Raw genomic sequence first — 16355 nt, forward strand, 5'->3', positions numbered from 1 at the left:
GGCCAGCATGCCTAGCGAAACAGCAACCAAGCGGGGACGCCCCGGATACGACCAGCAATCAGTGCTGCTCATCGCCGTCGACGTCTTCAACCGCCATGGCTACGACGCCACGTCCATGGGCATCCTGGCCGAAAACCTCGGGATCTCAAAGTCGGCCATCTACCACCACGTTCCGTCCAAGGGCGACCTCCTGAAGCTCGCCCTAGAGCACGCGCTGGGTGGGCTCGAGGCCATCCTGGAACAGCCCCAGGCTGTTACCGGGGCGGCCGACGCACGCCTGGAATTCGTGCTGCGGCAGACCATCGCCGTGCTGGTGGACCGGCTTCCGTTCGTCACGCTGCTCCTACGGCTGCGGGGCAACACTGAGATCGAGCGCGATGCCCTGGAACGGCGTCGTGCTTTCGACCACAAGGTGGCTGCGCTGATTTCCGCCGCCCGCGAAGAAGGCACGCTGCGCCAGGACATCGACCCCCGCACCGTAACCCGGCTGCTGTTCGGCACCATCAACTCGATCGTGGAGTGGTACAAACCGGGCGGCTCGCTCTCCCCGCAGCGCCTCGCCGACGACGTCATCACCATGGCCTTCGACGGACTGCACGCCCCGGCGTAGGACCGTTCTTACTCGTTCCCGGCCGCTCCCCCGTCCCGCACCCCTTTGTCGCCCTGGTCCCGCGACGCTCTTGTCCCCTTTGTCGCCCTGGTCCCCCTCGTCCCCCCGACGCTCGCTCACATATATGGGTGTTTTTAGAAACGCTCGCTCACTTATGTGGCCGAATGGCAGAATGCTCCTTCACTAAAGTGAAGGAGCATTCTGCGTTGTGCTTGTTGGTGGTGCAGCTGTTCAGAGCTGATATTCGGCCTGGATGCCCAAGCTTTCGTGGACGCAGAGGACGTTGTTTTCCGAGTCCATGAACCAGGCGCACCTATCGGCGTCAGTCGTACAAATGTGGTGTTCGGTCTTGAGATCCGGGAGGTCGTAATCCCGGAATTCGACGCCGCTCGCCTCCATTTCCTCGACTGTCCGCTCAATGTCACTGACTTCAAAGGAAAGGGCAGTGTGCGATGAGTGCATGCCGTCCTTGATAGGCATCAACTGCAGCATGGGGCCACCGTCGATGCCAAACAAATCATTTCCATCCCATGTCATGCCGCGATGCGGGAGGCCGAGTTTCTCCGCATAAAAGCTGCGGGCTCGATCTACGTCGTCGACGGGCAAGACGGTTGTGGCTGTTCTGAGTGCTAGGTTCACTTCGCCACCTCCTACGCAGAAAATCTTACGCCCGGCGGCGTGGGAAAGACCTTGTGAGCGAGCATTGGCTAGACCGTTGTCAGGACGACGACGTCGGCCTACGATGTGCACAGCCCCCTCGCGGGGGAACAACTCCGGGACCTTCCCTCAACGGGTGATGGGAGCACCTTAGGAGGCCCGCGTCCTGGCATCACGGGACGGGAAGACAATGACCAAATATCTATTCGAAGCAAACTACGTCGGCGACGGAATCACAGGCCTGTTGCGCGAGGGCGGTACCAAACGCCGCGATGCTGTGGTCGATGCACTCAAATCCGTAGACGGATCGCTCGAATGTTTCTACTACGCTTTCGGGGAGACCGACGTCATCGGGGTCTTCGAGATCCCGGATGCGGCTAGCGCTGCTGCACTCTCCCTTATGATCAATGCGACAGGCGCAGTGCGCCTGCATTTGAAGCCGCTCATGACGGTTGAGGATCTCGACGAAGCTGCCAAGAAGACCCCGACATACCGCGCCCCGGGGCAATAGAACTCCTCAAACACGGAACGCTCCCCAGTGATGGGGGATGTTCCGTGTGCAGTACACAAGTGAGCGAGCGTCCGGCCAAACACCCACACAAGTGAGCGAGCGTCCGGCCAAACACCGACATAAGTGAGCGAGCGTCGGAAGGGAGAGAAGGGCGAGGGTTATTTCTCCACGAGGGTCAGGACGTCGTAGGTGGCTACGATCTCGTCGTTCTGGTTGGTCAGCACGACGTCCCAGGCTACTTCGCCGTATTCGTCGGTTTCGCGCGGCGTGATCTTCTTGGCCGTGAGCGTGACGCGGATCGAATCCCCTGCGGCCACGGGAGTGATGAAGCGCAGGTTCTCCAGGCCGTAGTTCGCGAGGACTGGTCCGGGCTCGGGCGAGACGAATAGCCCGGCGGCCCAGCTCAGCAACAAGTACCCGTGCGCCACGATTCCCGGGAAGAACGGGTTGGCTTCGGCCGCTTCCTGGTTGGTGTGGGCGTAAAAGGTGTCGCCGGTGGAGTTGGCGAAGGCGGTGATGTCATCCAGGGTGACCTGCCGCAGATCGGACCGCACGGCGTCGCCGATCCGCAGCGTCTCCAAGGATTTCCGGAAGGGGTGAGTTCCTTCCGTCTCCGACGTAAAGTTGCGGTCCGCGCCAGCGTGCCAGACCCCCGTCACAGCGGTGAGCATGTTCGGCGAACCTTGGATGGCGGTGCGCTGCATGTGGTGCATCACCGAGCGGATACCACCGAGCTCTTCACCACCACCGGCTCGCCCGGGTCCCCCGTGGACCAAGTGCGGAACAGGCGAACCATGCCCGGTTGACGACCGGGCATCCTCGCGGTTGAGCATCAGGACACGGCCGTGGTGCGCCGCGATTCCGGTCACTAATTCCCGGGCAACAGCATGATCGTTGGTGCATACGGAGGCCACGAGGGAGCCGCCACCGCGGGCGGCGAGACGGACGGCGTCGTCGAGATCCGAGTACCCGATCACGGACGATACCGGGCCGAAGGCCTCGAGTGAGTGGACGGCTTCCGAGTCCCCGTCGGCCCAGCTCAGGACGACGGGCGACATGAAGGCGCCGTCGTCCACGACGCCAACCGTGCCGTCGAGCGAGGTGACCGACGGCGAATCGAGCGTCCCGTACGCGAGCTCGCCACCGGCGTCGAGCATGGACTGCACTGCCGCGCGGACGTCGGCCAACTGTTCAAGCGACGCGAGGGCGCCCATTGTGACGCCCTCGGCGCGGGGGTCGCCCAGCACAACGCGCTCGTCCACCCGCGCGCCGATGGCGGAGACGACGTCGGACACCAAGCTTTGCGGCACGATGGTGCGGCGGATCGAGGTGCACTTTTGCCCGGCCTTGACCGTCATTTCGGTGACGACCGATTTGATGAACGCGTCGAACTCGGGCGTGCCGGGCACGGCGTCGGGCCCGAGGATGGCGGCGTTGAGTGAGTCGGTTTCCGAGGTGAAGCGGACGCCGCCCTGGACCACGTTGATGTGCGACTTCAGCGAGTTGGCGGTGGAGGCGGATCCGGTGAAGGCGAGAATGTCGCGGTAGTCGAGGTGGTCCAGCAGGTTGCGGGCGGATCCCGAGATGAGCTGCAGCGAGCCTTCCGGCAGGATGCCCGACTCCACAATTGCCTTAACCACGACGGCGGCAACGTAACCGGTAGGGGTGGCCGGCTTGACGATGGTGGGGACGCCGGCGATGAACGCGGGCGCAAATTTCTCGAGCATGCCCCACACGGGGAAGTTGAAGGCGTTGATCTGCGCGGCGACGCCCGGGATGCGGGTGTAGATGTGCTCGCCTGCGAAGGAACCGTCCCTGGAAAGGATTTCCATGGGCCCGTCCACTACAACCTGCGAGTTCGGCAGTTCGCGGCGGCCCTTGGAACCGAAGGTGAAGAGCACGCCAATGCCGCCGTCGATGTCCACCATCGAGTCGATCTTGGTGGCGCCGGTTTTGAACGACGAAGTGTAGAACTCCTCGCGGCGGCCGTTGAGGTACTGGGCCAGTTCTTTGAGTTTGAGGGCGCGCTGGTGGAAGGTGAGTTTGCCGAGCTCGCGCTGGCCCACCGTGCGGCCGTAGTTCACGACGCCGGCAAGGTCCAGCCCGTCGGTATTCACTGTTGCGAGGATCTCGCCGGTGCTGGCGTCGCGGACGGGCACGCCGGCTTTGGCATCGTTCCCCGGGGCCCACCAGTGTCCTTGGACGAAACTGGGCACGGTTTCAACAGCTGTGGCTTCCGGAGCGACTGCGGTACTGGTCATCGTCGACGGGTCCTTCCAAGGCACGGGCACGAAATGGACTGAACGGCCGCAAATTACTGACCGGCCGTTCGGTAATATTCCCAGAATACATGAGAGCCCGGATCTGCACACTAGATGTCTCCCCGGGCTGCGCCCTTCCTGACCCTCTTTGACGCGTTTTCGCCCCAGATTAACGCGACTCGCCGTGTCGCAAGCGCTTTCCGAATTCAAAGAAGGTCACGACGGCGCGTGGCCGCGTCCGTTAGTCCGCCCGACTCCCGAGCTTGGTGCAGATGGCAGCGACTTCCGCCTTGGAGACGCCGTTCGCGGCCAGGAAAGCCGCGGTATCCAGGGAATGAGCGAACTCGAGAAGGCTCACGCTGCGGGACGCCAGCATCGCTTCAAGCGCATCCTTTTCCAGATAGGCGTCGTGGGCATGAGGGGCCCGGTGGTAGCGGTGGCGTTCATTGATTCCACGCATCCCCTGCTGGTAACCGCGGACGATTTCCTCGTCGCTGGCCCCGGCCAGGTTCTGCAGCATCACAGCGATGACTCCGCTGCGGTCCCGCCCTGCCGCGCAATGCAACACCACCCCGCCCCTTGCTGCGGCGATGGCCTTGAAGACCGCGGCTATGTTGTCCGAGAAGAGCCGCAGATAATCGGCGTAGTGCGCAGGGTCTTTGAGGTACGGGCCGAAGATCGCGGTGAAATCTTCGTTTGACGGATCCTCAGTAGGGCAATGGGCGATGTCGAAGCGCGAGGTCGCTTCCCCGGATACCTCCGGATCGACTTCCCGTGGCTGCTGCTCACGCGAGGTCCGCAAGTCGATCACTGTGCGGATGCCGGCGTCGTACATTTGCTGCCAACCAGCTTCGGTGAGCCATTCCCGCCGGCCCATCCGGTACACACTCCCCGCGACGCGCCAGGCGTTCACCGCGCCGTCCCAATGAACGGACTGCGTGGAAGTGGTTGTGATCCCATCCATACGGGACAGCTAACCACACTTGCGGTCGGCATACGTGAGTGAGCGTCGGCTCAGAAGGCCGACATATGTGAGTGGGGGTCGGGTCTTGCGTCCCCGACGTGACTTATGTCATACTTTTTCTCGATACGCATCGACGATGCGTATCGACGAGACAGAACCGTACATCCGACCAAGAACACCGGACCCGGCGAGGAGGCCTGGAACGTGCCCACCAGCAAGGATGTCGCCCAGGCGGCTGGCGTAGCCCAAAGCACTGTTTCGTATGTGCTCAGCGGCAAGCGGCCGATTTCCGAGAAGACCCGGAAAAAGGTCGAGGCCGCCATCGAGCAACTCACCTACCAGCCAAACGCCGGGGCCAGAGCCTTGGCAAGCCGCAAAACCCGGGTCATCGGCCTGGTCATCCCGTTCATCCCCGAGCTCCACATGGCATCGATCATGGAGTTTGTTTCCGTCATCGCCAGCACGGCCCGGCAATATGACCATGACATCCTTTTGGTCACCGAGGACGAAGGCGCCGCGGGGCTCCAGCGCGTTGTGGGCCAGCAGATCTGCGACGGGCTGATCCTCATGCAGGTCGAAGGCGAAGACGAGCGCCTACCGGTAGCCCGCAGCCTCAAGGTCCCGGTGGTCCTGATTGGCATCCCCCGCGATCCGTCCGGGTTAGTCTGCATCGACGCCGACTTCGAAATGGCCGGCGAGCAGTGCGTCCGGGATCTCGCCGCGGCAGGGCATTCCGTGGTCACTGTGATCGACTGGCAACAAGAAGTGGTGGACCGGCATGTGAACTACGTCGACCGCTTCATGCATGGCACGGATGTCGCAGCCACTGAACTCGGGGTCAAAGTCCTGCACCTCCCCGGCGGAACAAACCGAGAGATCCTCGCGGATTCCGTGGACAAGGGACTGGCCCAGACCACCGGAGTACCCGCATTCATTGCCCCCGACGGCACGGTCCAGGATATTCTGCGCCGCATCCTGAGCAGCCGCGGCTTGACCCCCGGCCTGGATGTTTCCGTTATCGGAAGCGCCTCCCCCACCCTTGCCGAGCTCCAGCCCATTCCGCTTTCCACCATCGATCTGCGGCCAGGGGAAGTATCCCGCCGCGCAGTCAAAATCATGTGCCAACTCCTCGAAGCTGACTCCCTGGGACCACACGAATCCTTGGAGTTGGTGCCCACGGTCATCACGCACCGTTCCAGCACGCTCCGCCCACCCCACGGCGCGTAAGCACACCACCGGCCAATCACCCGAACTCCTTTCGTTTCACAGACCTTTCGTTTCACCATCGTCGATACGCATCGATAAATTTCGCAAACCCAATATTCCCTTCTTCCACCAACAAAGGAACAGACAATGAAGTCAGCTATCAGGACACGCCGCCCGCTCGCCCTGGCCGTGGCAGCATTGGTCGGCATCCCGCTTGCCATCTCCGGCTGCGGCACCACCGCCTCCACCTCCTCCGCGGAAGCCGTGAAGGAAATCTCCGTGATGGACTACTACAACAACGAGCCGGACAAATCCTTCATCGGCGACGCCCTGACCGCGTGCGGCACCAAGGCAGGCGTCACCATCAAGCGCGAAACCGTGCCGGGCAAATCGTTGATTTCCAAGGTGCTCCAGCAGTCCTCGTCCAAGACGCTCCCGGACGTGCTCATGCTCGACAATCCGGACCTGCAGCAGATCGCCGCCACGGGAGCCCTGGCACGCCTGAGCGATTTCAACATCAGCACCGCCGATTTCGCGCCGGGAGTGCTGAGCGCCGGCACCTACAAGGACAAGGTGTACGGGCTGGCCCCCACCGTTAACACCATCGCACTCTTCTACAACAAGGACATCCTGGCCAAGGCCGGAGTCACACCGCCCACCACCTGGGACGAGCTGAAGGCCGCAGCCACCAAGCTCACCTCGGGTGAACAATACGGCCTGGCCTTTAACGCCAACCCCACCTATGAAGGCACATGGCAGTTCCTTCCGGTCATGTGGTCCAACGGTGGCGACGAGAAGAACATCGATACCCCCGAGACCGCCCAGGCCCTTCAGCTCTGGACCGACCTGGTCAAGGACGGATCCGTATCCTCCTCCGCCCTGAACTGGACCCAAGCAGACGTCAAGGACCAGTTCATGGCCGGCAAGGCAGCCATGATGGTCAATGGACCGTGGCAGATTCCGGCCCTCGACAAGAAGACCACGCTGCAGTATGGCGTCGTGAAGATTCCGGTCCGCGACTCCAGCCAGACGGCAGTCGCCCCGCTTGGCGGCGAGGTATGGACAGTTCCGCAGACAGGGAGCAAAGCCCGACAGGCCAAGGCCGCTGAAGTAGTGGCTTGCATGAACAGCGACGAGAACCAACTGGGCATGGCCAAAGTCCGCAACACCATCCCCTCCAAGACCTCGTTGGCAGCGAAGTTCGCCACCGACAACCCCAAGCTCGCCACGTTCACCGATCTCATCAAGACCGCCCGGGCCCGAACCGGCGAGCTCGGAGAAGGTTGGCCGGCACAGGCTACCAAGATCTACACCGCCATCCAGACTGCGCTGACTGGCAAAGCCTCCCCTGCCGACGCCCTGAAGCAAGCCCAAGGCCAGTAAGCAGTTGGACATGTCCCTCACAACTGATTTAGCGCAGGCCAAGTCGCGCGCCAACATACGCGCCAAAGCACGGGCAAAATCCGGGTCGGAAACTACACCGGCCGGGGAGGCAAGCCCATCGCCGCGCAGCCGCAGGCGCAAACACCGCGAGCGCATCTACCAATGGCTGTTCCTGGTTCCCGCCGTGATCTACATGGCGCTGTTCTTCGGCTACCCAGTGGTCAAGAACATCGTGATGAGCTTCCAGGACTACACCACGGCCACCTTCTTCACGGGAGAGGCCCCCTGGGTAGGGTTGGCGAACTACGCGAAGGTGCTGTCGTCGTCGTTGTTTTCAACATCGCTGGTGAACACCGCGCTGTTCACCCTCGGCTCGATAGCTGGCCAGTTCGTGATCGGGCTGGCGCTGGCGATCTTCTTCCAGCGCAAGTTCCCGCTCAACGGAATCCTTCGGTCGCTGCTCCTGCTCCCCTGGCTGCTGCCGCTCATCGTGTCCAGCGCGGTATGGCGGTGGATCCTGGACAAGGACAGTGGAGCCTTGAACCGGTTCCTGGGCGGGTTGCACATCGTGGACACGGGCATTCCGTGGCTCACCAGCACCTCGCTGGCGCTGATCGCCGTCGTCGGGGTGAACATCTGGATCGGCATCCCGTTCAACTTGACCATCCTTTACGGCGGCCTCCAGGAAATCCCTGATGAGCTCTACGAGGCCGGTTCCTTAGACGGGGCCACGGGCTGGAAGGCGTTCCGCCACATCACTTGGCCCATGCTTCGACCGGTGGTGAGCGTGGTCCTGGTGCTCGGCGTCGTCTACACCCTCAAGGTGTTGGACATCATCCTGGGCCTGACCAACGGCGGCCCCGCGAACTCGACCCAGACCATCGCCACCCAGTCCTACGATCTGTCTTTCCACGAGTTCAAATTCGGTGAGGGCGCGGCGCTGGGCAACGTCCTGGTGGTCATTTCCCTCGTCTTCGCGGTCCTGTACCTACGGGCCAGCCGGCGGTCCGTCGATGAGTGAGGAAACCATGACGACGACGAAAATCACCATCCGCCGTTCGGCGACGGCTACCAGCGGCAGCGGACGTGCCCTCAATGGGCCCAGACTCAAAGGCTCCGGCCCGGAGCGCAAAAAGTGGGGCTATACGGTCCTGGCCGTCTTCTTCCTGGCCATCATGCTGTTCCCCGTGTACTGGATGATCAACGCTTCGCTGCAGCCCAACGGCACCACGCTGGAAACCTCGTGGCTGCCGCTGAAGCCGGACTTCACGGGCTACGCCACGGCTGTCAGCGAACAGGGTGGGAACCTGGTCACCAGCTTGGTGATCTCGTTGGGCAGCGTGGTCCTCAGCTTGGCCATCGCAGCGCCGGCGGCCTACGCCTTGGCCTATTTCAAGGTCAAAGGCGCCGGTGTGGTCCTCTTCGCGATCTTGATCAGCCAAATGATCCCTGGAATCGTGGTGGCCAACGCGCTGTACACGGCCTACAACGATCTCGGCCTGCTCAATTCCGTCCCGGGCCTGATCCTCGCAGATTCCGCCCATGGCATCCCGTTCGCGATCCTCATCATCAGGGCCTTCATGAACGGCATGCCAGCGTCTGTGATCGAGGCAGCGCGAGTGGATGGCGCCGGGCACCTGAGGGCCTTTTGGTCCATCGTGGTGCCCCTGAGCAGGAACTCGCTCATTACCGCGGGGCTCTTCACCTTCTTGTTCACGTGGAGCGACTTCCTGTTCGCCCTCACCCTGACCACCACCGAGGCCGTGCGGCCCGTGACGCTGGGAATTTTCCAGTACATCGGGGCCTACGTCAACGACTGGAGCTCGGTCATGGCCACAGCCGTGCTCGCCTCCATCCCGGCCATCATCCTGCTGGTCGCGGCGCAGAAGTACATCGCCGCGGGGACAACGGGCGGCGCCGTCAAGTAGTGCAGTAGCCAGCCCACGACGGCGGGACCCGCCATCGGGGCCCAGCGCGCCGACCGCGGCACTAACCGACCGCGGCACCGCACCGCCGTCGGGCACCGACCGCGACACCAAACTCATCAACAAGGAGAAACAATGTCTGAACCAATCCGGGTCACTGTCTGGAGCGAAAACCGGCACGAAAAGCGCGATGAACTGGTCGCCCGTCTCTACCCCGAAGGCATGCACGGGGCAGTGAAGGCCGGCATCGAGGAGAATCTCGGAGCCAACGTCAGCGTCCGCACCGCCACCCTCGACGAGCCCGATCACGGCCTCACCGAACAAGTCCTCGCCAACACGGACGTCCTCACCTGGTGGGGGCACATGTCCCACGGCGACGTTGACGACGGGATTGTGGAGCGCGTGCACCGTCACGTCTTGTCGGGCATGGGTCTCATCGTGCTGCATTCCGGGCACTGGTCCAAGATCTTCACGAAGCTCATGGGCACCTCGTGCACGCTTCGCTGGCGCAGCGAGCAGGACCGCGAGCTGGTCTGGACGGTCGACCCCACACACCCGATCGCCAAGGGCGTGCCGCACCCCATCGTGATCGAACAGCAGGAAATGTACGGCGAATTCTTCGACATCCCCACCCCCGAGGAACTCGTCTTCATCAGTTCCTTCAGCGGCGGCGAAGTCTTCCGCTCGGGATGCACCTTCCGCCGCGGGCACGGCAAAATCTTCTTCTTCAGCCCCGGCGACCAGGATTACCCGGTCTACCACCACAAGGATGTCCGCCGGGTCATCTCCAACGCCGTCGAATGGGCAGTCACGGACCGGCCGGAACGCGCCCACCCGGAGCTGCTCCGCTACGAGACCAACGATTTCTTCAACGGCAAGAGCTACCAGGGAGCCAACGCATGATCACCCCTTTCGCAACCATTCCGGACGACGGCAGTCCCCTTCGCGTCGTCGTCGTCGGCGCCGGGGGCATGGGCCGCGCGTGGCTTCGGACCGTGCAGGAGTCGCCACTTGTGGAGCTCGCGGGGATCGTTGACCTGGACCTCGAGGCTGCCCGCGCCGCCGCGGCGGCCATTGGGCATCCTGACCTACCGGTAGGTGCCGGAACGGCCGCGTTGGCCTCCGACGTCGGCGCCCAAGCGGTCATCAACGTCACCGTTCCTGCCGCCCACCACCCGGTGACTACCGAAGCACTGGCTGCCGGGCTCCCCGTGCTAGGTGAAAAGCCAGTAGCTTCCACCGTGGCGCAAGGGCTGTCCCTGGCGGCCGCGTCGGAGCTGAGCGGCCAGTTGTTCATGGTGAGCCAGTCCCGCCGCTACAACCGCCACCTGTTCGAGGCCAAGCGGCTGGCCTCTTCGCTCGGCACGGTGGGCATCGTGTCCGCCGAGTTCTTCAAGGCCCCGCATTTCGGCGGCTTCCGCGACACGATGGACCATCCGCTGCTCCTGGACATGGCCATCCACCAGTTCGACATGGCCCGGTTCCTGCTCGACGCAGATCCCGTCTCGGTATTCTGCGAGGAATACAACCCGTCCTGGAGCTGGTACCGCGGAGATGCGGGAGCCACTGCCATCTTCGAGATGACAGGCGGGGAGCGCTTCGTGTTCACCGGGAGCTGGTGCAGCCCGGGCCAGGAGACGTCGTGGAACGCGGCGTGGCGGATCAGCGGTGAACAAGGAACGGTCCTGTGGGACGGGGACAATGATCCGCTCGTGGATTCCACCGGGGTTCCGGCCGAGGGGAAAGGCAGCGATCCCGGGCAGGAGATCGCCGGTTCACTGCGTGACTTCGTCACGGCCCTGCGCACTGGAAGCTCCCCCATGGGCCAGGTTCACCAGAACATCATGAGCTTGGCCATGGTGGAAGCGGCCATGCTCAGCGCCTCCACCGGCACCCGGATCTCGGTGGACGCGATCTTGGAGGAATCCTACTCACAGGCCGTTCTGACGGAACGGGATCCCGGCTTGCTGGAAGTCCTCAAATCCTGGACCTCGGTCCGTGGCGCTTTGGCCGGCGAACTGAGCCGCTAACCCAACTAGCTCGCATTTGTTGTCGTTTTGACGGCTCAAAACGACACCTACTGCCAGCTACTTGGGGGCGGGGCTAGGGCCGCTTCGCCAACCGGAATTCCAGCCCTGTACGCACGGCGGGCCATTCGTGTTCGAGGATGGAGAACACCACGGTGTCGCGGAGCACTCCGTCCGCGGTTCGCGAGTGGTTCCTGAGCACGCCGTCCTGTTTGGCGCCCAACCGGGCGATGGCCTCGCGTGACTGGTGGTTGAGCCAGTGCGTACGGAATTCAACGGCAGGGCAGCCAAGGGTTTCGAAGGCGTGCCGCAGGAGCAACAGTTTGGAGTCCGGGTTGCTCCCGCTGCCCTGTGCCGAGGCGGCGTTCCAGGTGGAGCCGATCTCGACGCGCGGGGTGGCGGCATCAATGTTCATGTAGGTGGTCATGCCGATCAGCTTCCCGCTCGCCTTCAACCGGGTGGCGAACGGCAACATGGATCCCTGAGCCTCTAGCGTGAGCCTGCGTTCGATCTCGGCGGCCATGCCTTCAGGCGACGGCACGGAGGTGTACCAGAGCTTCCACAACTCGCCGTCCTTGGCGGCATCCACCAAGCCGTCGTGATGCGCGGAGCTGAGTGGTTCCAAGGTTACGAAGCGGCCATCCAGGGTTACAGGTGCAATGAGGGTCACCCAGTTAGCCTAACCGACCCAACTAACTCGCATTTGTTGTCGTTTTAGCGGCTGTAAACGACAACAACTGCGAGTCAGTTGGGGTTCGCGGGCGAGCGCCTGTGGATAACCCAAAATGGCGTTCCAGGATTTGGAACGATAAGGCCATGAGGACTCCGCAACCACTGCCGGCGCTGATGGCGTGTGCCCCGTTCACCTTTCAAGAAGCGGTCGACGCCGGCGTGAGCCGACGGCGGTTGCGGCACCGATCGCTGCCCTCGCCAAGCCGGGGCATCAGGATTCCGGACCAGGCATTGGTCCAAGGGCAGCCGACGGACGTCAGTTTCGTCCGGCCTTTCACCGCGGTGACCGAGTTCTCGGCTGCGTCGCACGCCACGGCCTTCGGTCTGTGGTCGTTCCCGGGGTTCCTCCCCGGTAGCGGTGATCCGCGCATCCACATTTCACGTCCGGACACCATGGCCATTCCTCGGCGAACCGGAGTCGTTGGGCATGTGGGGCAGTTCTTCGACGACGAAATCACCAGTCTTGACGGGCTTCTGGTCACCACGCGCACCCGGACCTGGCTAGATGTGTCCAGGAAGATGAGTGTGGATGAACTGACCGTTGTGGCCGACCATCTGGTAAGGATCCCTCGGCCGGAGTTTGAAGGCCGCACAGAGCCGTTCGCGACATTGGAACAATTGGCCGACATGCTGGACCGGCACAAAGGCACACCTGGGATCCGCAAGGCACGGCTGGCCCTCGATCAGGCGCGGATCGGCTCAGATTCGGCCCCCGAAACCCGGATCCGACTGGCGCTAGAGCGCGGCTCACTGCCGGAACCCCGACTGAACGTAGCCGCTGAGCTAGGTGCCGACGTCGTACGTCAACCGGATCTGGCCTATCCGGAACACCGTGTGGCGGTCGAATACGACGGCGAGCCGCATTCCGGGCCGGCCCAGATAGTCCGGGACATCACCCGCGAAGAGGATTTCGCCCGTGCGGGCTGGCACTTGGTGAGGATCTCCAAACGGCACATGGAGAACGATGCACGGTCCGCCGTCGCAAAAGTTCGTGCCGCCCTTCTGGACCGGGGCTGGACCCCCAAGTAGCTCGCAGTTGTTGTCGTTCTGAGGCCCCAAAACGACAGCAAATACGAGCTAGTTGGGCCCCCGAGCCGCTAGTCGGTCCAGTCGAAGAATCCCTTTCCGGTCTTGCGTCCCAGTTCGCCGCGGGCGACCTTGTCGCGCAAGATCTGCGGCGGCGCGAAGCGCTCCCCCAGCGTCGAGTGCAGGTATTCGGCGATGCCGAGGCGCACGTCCAGGCCCACGATGTCCGTGGTCTTGAGCGGTCCGGTCGGGTGCTTGTAGCCCAGCACCATGGCGGCGTCGATGTCCTCCGCGGAGGCCACTCCTTCTTCCACCATGCGCATCGCCTCGAGCGCGATCGCGACGCCCAGTCGCGAGGAAGCAAAGCCCGGAGCGTCATTGACGACGACGGCGGTCTTGCCGAGTGCCTCTGTCCAGCTTTTCGCCGCTGCGGCCAGCTCCGGCGAAGTCTCCTTGGCCAGGACAACCTCGATGAGCGTGGAAGCCGGGACGGGGTTGAAGAAGTGCAGGCCCACGAAATTGGCGGGCCGGCGGAGTTGCGAAGCGAGGCCCGTCACGGAAAGGGACGAGGTGTTGGAGGCCAGGAAGGCGTCTGCTGAGAGGTGCTCCTCCACAGCCTTGAGGGCTGCAACCTTGAGCTCGTAATCCTCGGGTACGGCTTCCACCACGAGCCCGCAGTGGACGAAAGAGTCGTAGTCGGTGGACGTGCTGAACCGGGACAACGCTTCGTCGGCGGCCTCCGTCAAGGTGCCACGCGCAGCGGACTTTGCCACGGCCTCAGCAACGCGGCCCTGCGCTCCGGCGGCGGATTCATGGTCCCGCTCTACGACGATCACCGTGGCGCCCTTGGTCAAGAAAGCGTGGGCGATACCGGCACCCATGCGGCCTCCGCCGAGGACACCGACAACATGCGGGATAGCGGGTGTTGCCGTCATTTTCGGGTCCTGTCTGGGTTGTCGTTGGATTGCTTGGCGCTCTTCTTGTCCAGGAACGCCTGCATGCGGTCGAACTTGGCTTGCGATTCGAAGAGCATGCCCTGCGCCAGGGTGTCGATCACGGGGTGCGCTTCGGCCGGAGTGTGGAAGACCGACTTGGTGATCCTCACGGCAAGGGGGTCCTGGCGGCCGATTCTGTCAGCGAGGTTGTGGGCAGCTTCCATCAGCACGGGAGCTTCATGGATCTGGGTGATGAGGTTGATCCGCAGGGCTTCCTCGGCGCGGAGGACTGTGCCCGCCAAGAGGATTTCCTTGGCGATCGGCTCCCCCACGAGCTCCTTGAGGCGCCATGTGGCCCCGGCTGCCGCCATGATGCCCAGCCCGGTTTCCGGGTTGCCGATCCGCACACTGGGCGTGCCAATCCGGAAGTCCGCGGCGTAGGCGAGCTCGGCCCCTCCACCCAGGCAATAGCCGTCCAGAGCCGCAATCACCGGCATGGGCAGCTTCGCGATCCGCACGAAGATGGTGGAGTTGATCCCGCGAAGCGCGTCGTCGCGGCGGCGTTCCCTCAGCTGGCCGATATCAGCACCTGACGCAAAGACACCTTCGACGCCGGCAATGATCAGGATTTTCGGCTCGCGTTCAAGGTACTCGCACACCTGATGGAGTTCGTCCACCATCTGCTGGTCGATCGCGTTGCGCACCTCGGGCCGGTTCAGGAGCACCGTGACCCGGTCCTCGCGTTCTTCGATGAGCAACGTTCCGAATTCCTGCGGGTTCAATGCCATTACATGCCTTCCAGAAGGATGGCGGCGCCCTGCCCGACGCCGATGCACATCGTCGCGAGGCCGATCTTCCGGCCGGCGGTGCCCAGCTCGCGTTCCATGCGGCCCAGCAGGGTGATCGCGATACGCGAGCCGCTGGAACCGAGCGGGTGCCCCAGGGAGATCGCACCGCCGTCGAGGTTCACGATGTCAGGATCCAAGCCCAGACGCCGCATGCTCGCGAGCGATTGCGTCGCGAATGCTTCATTGAGTTCGACGGCGCCAAGGTCACCGACCGTGAGCCCAGAACGGCCCAGGATCTTCTGCGTCGCGGGGACCGGGCCTATGCCCATGATTTCCGGTTCGCAACCGGCCGAGCCGCCGTCGATGATGCGGGCCCGCGGGGTGAGGCCGAACTTCGCGATGGCCGCCTCCGAAGCAACAATAATGGCGGACGCACCATCGTTGAGCGAGGAGGAGTTACCGGCTGTAACAACGGAGCCGCCGGCAACCACCGGGCGTAGACCGGCAAGGACCTCCATGGTGGTTCCTTCGCGGGGACCTTCATCGGTGTCCACTAAGGTTTCGCCCTTGCGGGTCTTCACGGTGACCGGAACGATCTCTTCCTTGAAGCGACCGCCGGCAATGGCAGCGAGGGCACGTTCGTGCGAGCGGACAGCGAATGCGTCGGCGTCCTCGCGGGAGATGCCGTCCACCCGGGCCACTTCCTCGGCGGTTTCCGGCATGGAGTACGTCATCTTTCCGCCGCGGGAGAGCTCGCCCTTGGTGAAAAGGGGGTTGGCGAAGCGCCAGCCGATGGAGGTGTCGAAGATTTGGCCCGGTTTGGCGAAAGCCGTGGAGGGCTTCTCCTGCACCCAAGGGGCACGGCTCATGGATTCGACGCCCCCTGCCACCACGATGTCCGCCGCGCCGGCCTTGATCATGTGGCTGGCCATGATGATGGCACTCATGCCAGAGGCACAAAGGCGGTTGACCGTGATGCCAGGGATGTGGAGGGGAAGTCCCGCCAAGAGCGTGGCCATGCGGGCAACGTTGCGGTTTTCCTCGCCGGCGCCGTTGGCGTTGCCCAGGATGACTTCGTCAATGGCATCGGGGTCGACGCCGGCACGTGCTACGGCTTCCCGGATCACGAGGGCTGCCAAGTCATCAGGCCGGACCGCAGAAAGAGCGCCGCCATACCGGCCTACAGGGGTGCGGGCACCGCCAACAAGAAAAGGCTCGACCATGAGAACATCCTTCGCGAAGGGAGCGGGGTCGGTGAATAATTTACCGACCGTTCGTTCTATAAAGATTACACGGCGCCGCCCTGGGGTCAACTGTCACCTAGTCAAGT

16 protein-coding genes are annotated in these 16355 nt (G+C 63.3%); 9 read left to right on the forward strand and 7 right to left on the reverse strand.

Going from position 1 to position 16355, the window contains the following annotated elements; genetic code table 11:
* The first annotated feature begins 7 nt into the window (after window positions 1–7).
* Window positions 8–610, forward strand: a complete 603-nt coding sequence (locus HNP00_RS10290) for a TetR/AcrR family transcriptional regulator (protein ID WP_184738632.1) — start codon at window positions 8–10, stop codon at window positions 608–610.
* A 231-nt stretch (window positions 611–841) separates the two neighbouring features.
* Here HNP00_RS10290 and HNP00_RS10295 read toward each other — a convergent pair whose 3' ends face one another.
* Window positions 842–1249 (reverse strand): VOC family protein, encoded by a 408-nt coding sequence (locus HNP00_RS10295; RefSeq protein ID WP_184738634.1) that lies wholly within the window; start codon window positions 1247–1249, stop codon window positions 842–844.
* A 208-nt stretch (window positions 1250–1457) separates the two neighbouring features.
* Here HNP00_RS10295 and HNP00_RS10300 point away from each other — a divergent pair, with 208 nt between their 5' ends.
* On the forward strand, window positions 1458–1778 hold the full coding sequence (locus HNP00_RS10300; RefSeq protein WP_184738636.1) for a GYD domain-containing protein: 321 nt from the start codon (window positions 1458–1460) through the stop codon (window positions 1776–1778).
* A 158-nt stretch (window positions 1779–1936) separates the two neighbouring features.
* On the opposite strand, the gene paaZ is transcribed toward HNP00_RS10300, so the two are convergent.
* Together paaZ and HNP00_RS10310 are read right to left on the reverse strand one after the other, a co-directional pair.
* On the reverse strand, window positions 1937–4039 hold the full coding sequence (gene paaZ / locus HNP00_RS10305) for a phenylacetic acid degradation bifunctional protein PaaZ (RefSeq protein ID WP_184738639.1): 2103 nt from the start codon (window positions 4037–4039) through the stop codon (window positions 1937–1939).
* A gap of 241 nt (window positions 4040–4280) precedes the next feature.
* The gene (locus HNP00_RS10310) at window positions 4281–5003 is read right to left on the reverse strand and encodes a tyrosine-protein phosphatase (protein ID WP_184738641.1); all 723 of its coding nucleotides are present in this window, start codon (window positions 5001–5003) and stop codon (window positions 4281–4283) included.
* 204 nt (window positions 5004–5207) lie between these two features.
* Here HNP00_RS10310 and HNP00_RS10315 point away from each other — a divergent pair, with 204 nt between their 5' ends.
* The 6 genes from HNP00_RS10315 (at window position 5208) to HNP00_RS10340 (ending at window position 11547) form a co-directional block, all read left to right on the forward strand.
* Window positions 5208–6230 (forward strand): LacI family DNA-binding transcriptional regulator, encoded by a 1023-nt coding sequence (locus tag HNP00_RS10315; protein WP_184738643.1) that lies wholly within the window; start codon window positions 5208–5210, stop codon window positions 6228–6230.
* Between the two features lie 126 nt (window positions 6231–6356).
* Entirely contained in the window at window positions 6357–7592 is a 1236-nt protein-coding gene (locus HNP00_RS10320; protein WP_184738645.1) for a sugar ABC transporter substrate-binding protein, read from the forward strand.
* Between the two features lie 10 nt (window positions 7593–7602).
* Window positions 7603–8613, forward strand: a complete 1011-nt coding sequence (locus HNP00_RS10325) for a carbohydrate ABC transporter permease (protein ID WP_184738647.1) — start codon at window positions 7603–7605, stop codon at window positions 8611–8613.
* Window positions 8614–8767: 154 nt separating this feature from the next.
* On the forward strand, window positions 8768–9520 hold the full coding sequence (locus HNP00_RS10330; RefSeq protein WP_395893813.1) for a carbohydrate ABC transporter permease: 753 nt from the start codon (window positions 8768–8770) through the stop codon (window positions 9518–9520).
* A gap of 132 nt (window positions 9521–9652) precedes the next feature.
* On the forward strand, window positions 9653–10420 hold the full coding sequence (locus HNP00_RS10335; protein WP_184738652.1) for a ThuA domain-containing protein: 768 nt from the start codon (window positions 9653–9655) through the stop codon (window positions 10418–10420).
* Window positions 10417–11547, forward strand: a complete 1131-nt coding sequence (locus HNP00_RS10340; protein ID WP_184738654.1) for a Gfo/Idh/MocA family protein — start codon at window positions 10417–10419, stop codon at window positions 11545–11547. Before HNP00_RS10335 ends, HNP00_RS10340 begins: the two co-directional genes overlap by 4 nt.
* A 73-nt stretch (window positions 11548–11620) precedes the next feature.
* Here the strand turns inward: HNP00_RS10340 and HNP00_RS10345 are convergent, their stop codons facing one another.
* Window positions 11621–12214, reverse strand: coding sequence for a GNAT family N-acetyltransferase (locus HNP00_RS10345; protein ID WP_184738656.1), 594 nt, complete (start codon window positions 12212–12214; stop codon window positions 11621–11623).
* Window positions 12215–12360: 146 nt separating this feature from the next.
* Here HNP00_RS10345 and HNP00_RS10350 point away from each other — a divergent pair, with 146 nt between their 5' ends.
* A complete protein-coding gene (locus HNP00_RS10350; protein WP_184738658.1) occupies window positions 12361–13305 on the forward strand; it encodes an endonuclease domain-containing protein in 945 nt (314 codons plus the stop codon).
* Between the two features lie 68 nt (window positions 13306–13373).
* Here HNP00_RS10350 and HNP00_RS10355 read toward each other — a convergent pair whose 3' ends face one another.
* Genes HNP00_RS10355 through HNP00_RS10365 form a run of 3 tightly spaced genes read right to left on the reverse strand, consistent with a single transcriptional unit; the run spans window position 13374 to window position 16248 of the window.
* Window positions 13374–14237 (reverse strand): 3-hydroxyacyl-CoA dehydrogenase family protein, encoded by an 864-nt coding sequence (locus tag HNP00_RS10355; protein ID WP_184738660.1) that lies wholly within the window; start codon window positions 14235–14237, stop codon window positions 13374–13376.
* On the reverse strand, window positions 14234–15025 hold the full coding sequence (locus tag HNP00_RS10360) for an enoyl-CoA hydratase/isomerase family protein (RefSeq protein ID WP_184738662.1): 792 nt from the start codon (window positions 15023–15025) through the stop codon (window positions 14234–14236). Before HNP00_RS10360 ends, HNP00_RS10355 begins: the two co-directional genes overlap by 4 nt.
* Window positions 15025–16248, reverse strand: a complete 1224-nt coding sequence (locus tag HNP00_RS10365; protein ID WP_184738664.1) for an acetyl-CoA C-acyltransferase — start codon at window positions 16246–16248, stop codon at window positions 15025–15027. The genes HNP00_RS10360 and HNP00_RS10365 overlap by 1 nt, the downstream gene beginning before the upstream one ends.
* Between the last annotated feature and the right edge of the window lie 107 nt (window positions 16249–16355).

The organism is Arthrobacter sp. AZCC_0090 (genome assembly GCF_014207375.1).
Classification (GTDB): domain Bacteria; phylum Actinomycetota; class Actinomycetes; order Actinomycetales; family Micrococcaceae; genus Arthrobacter.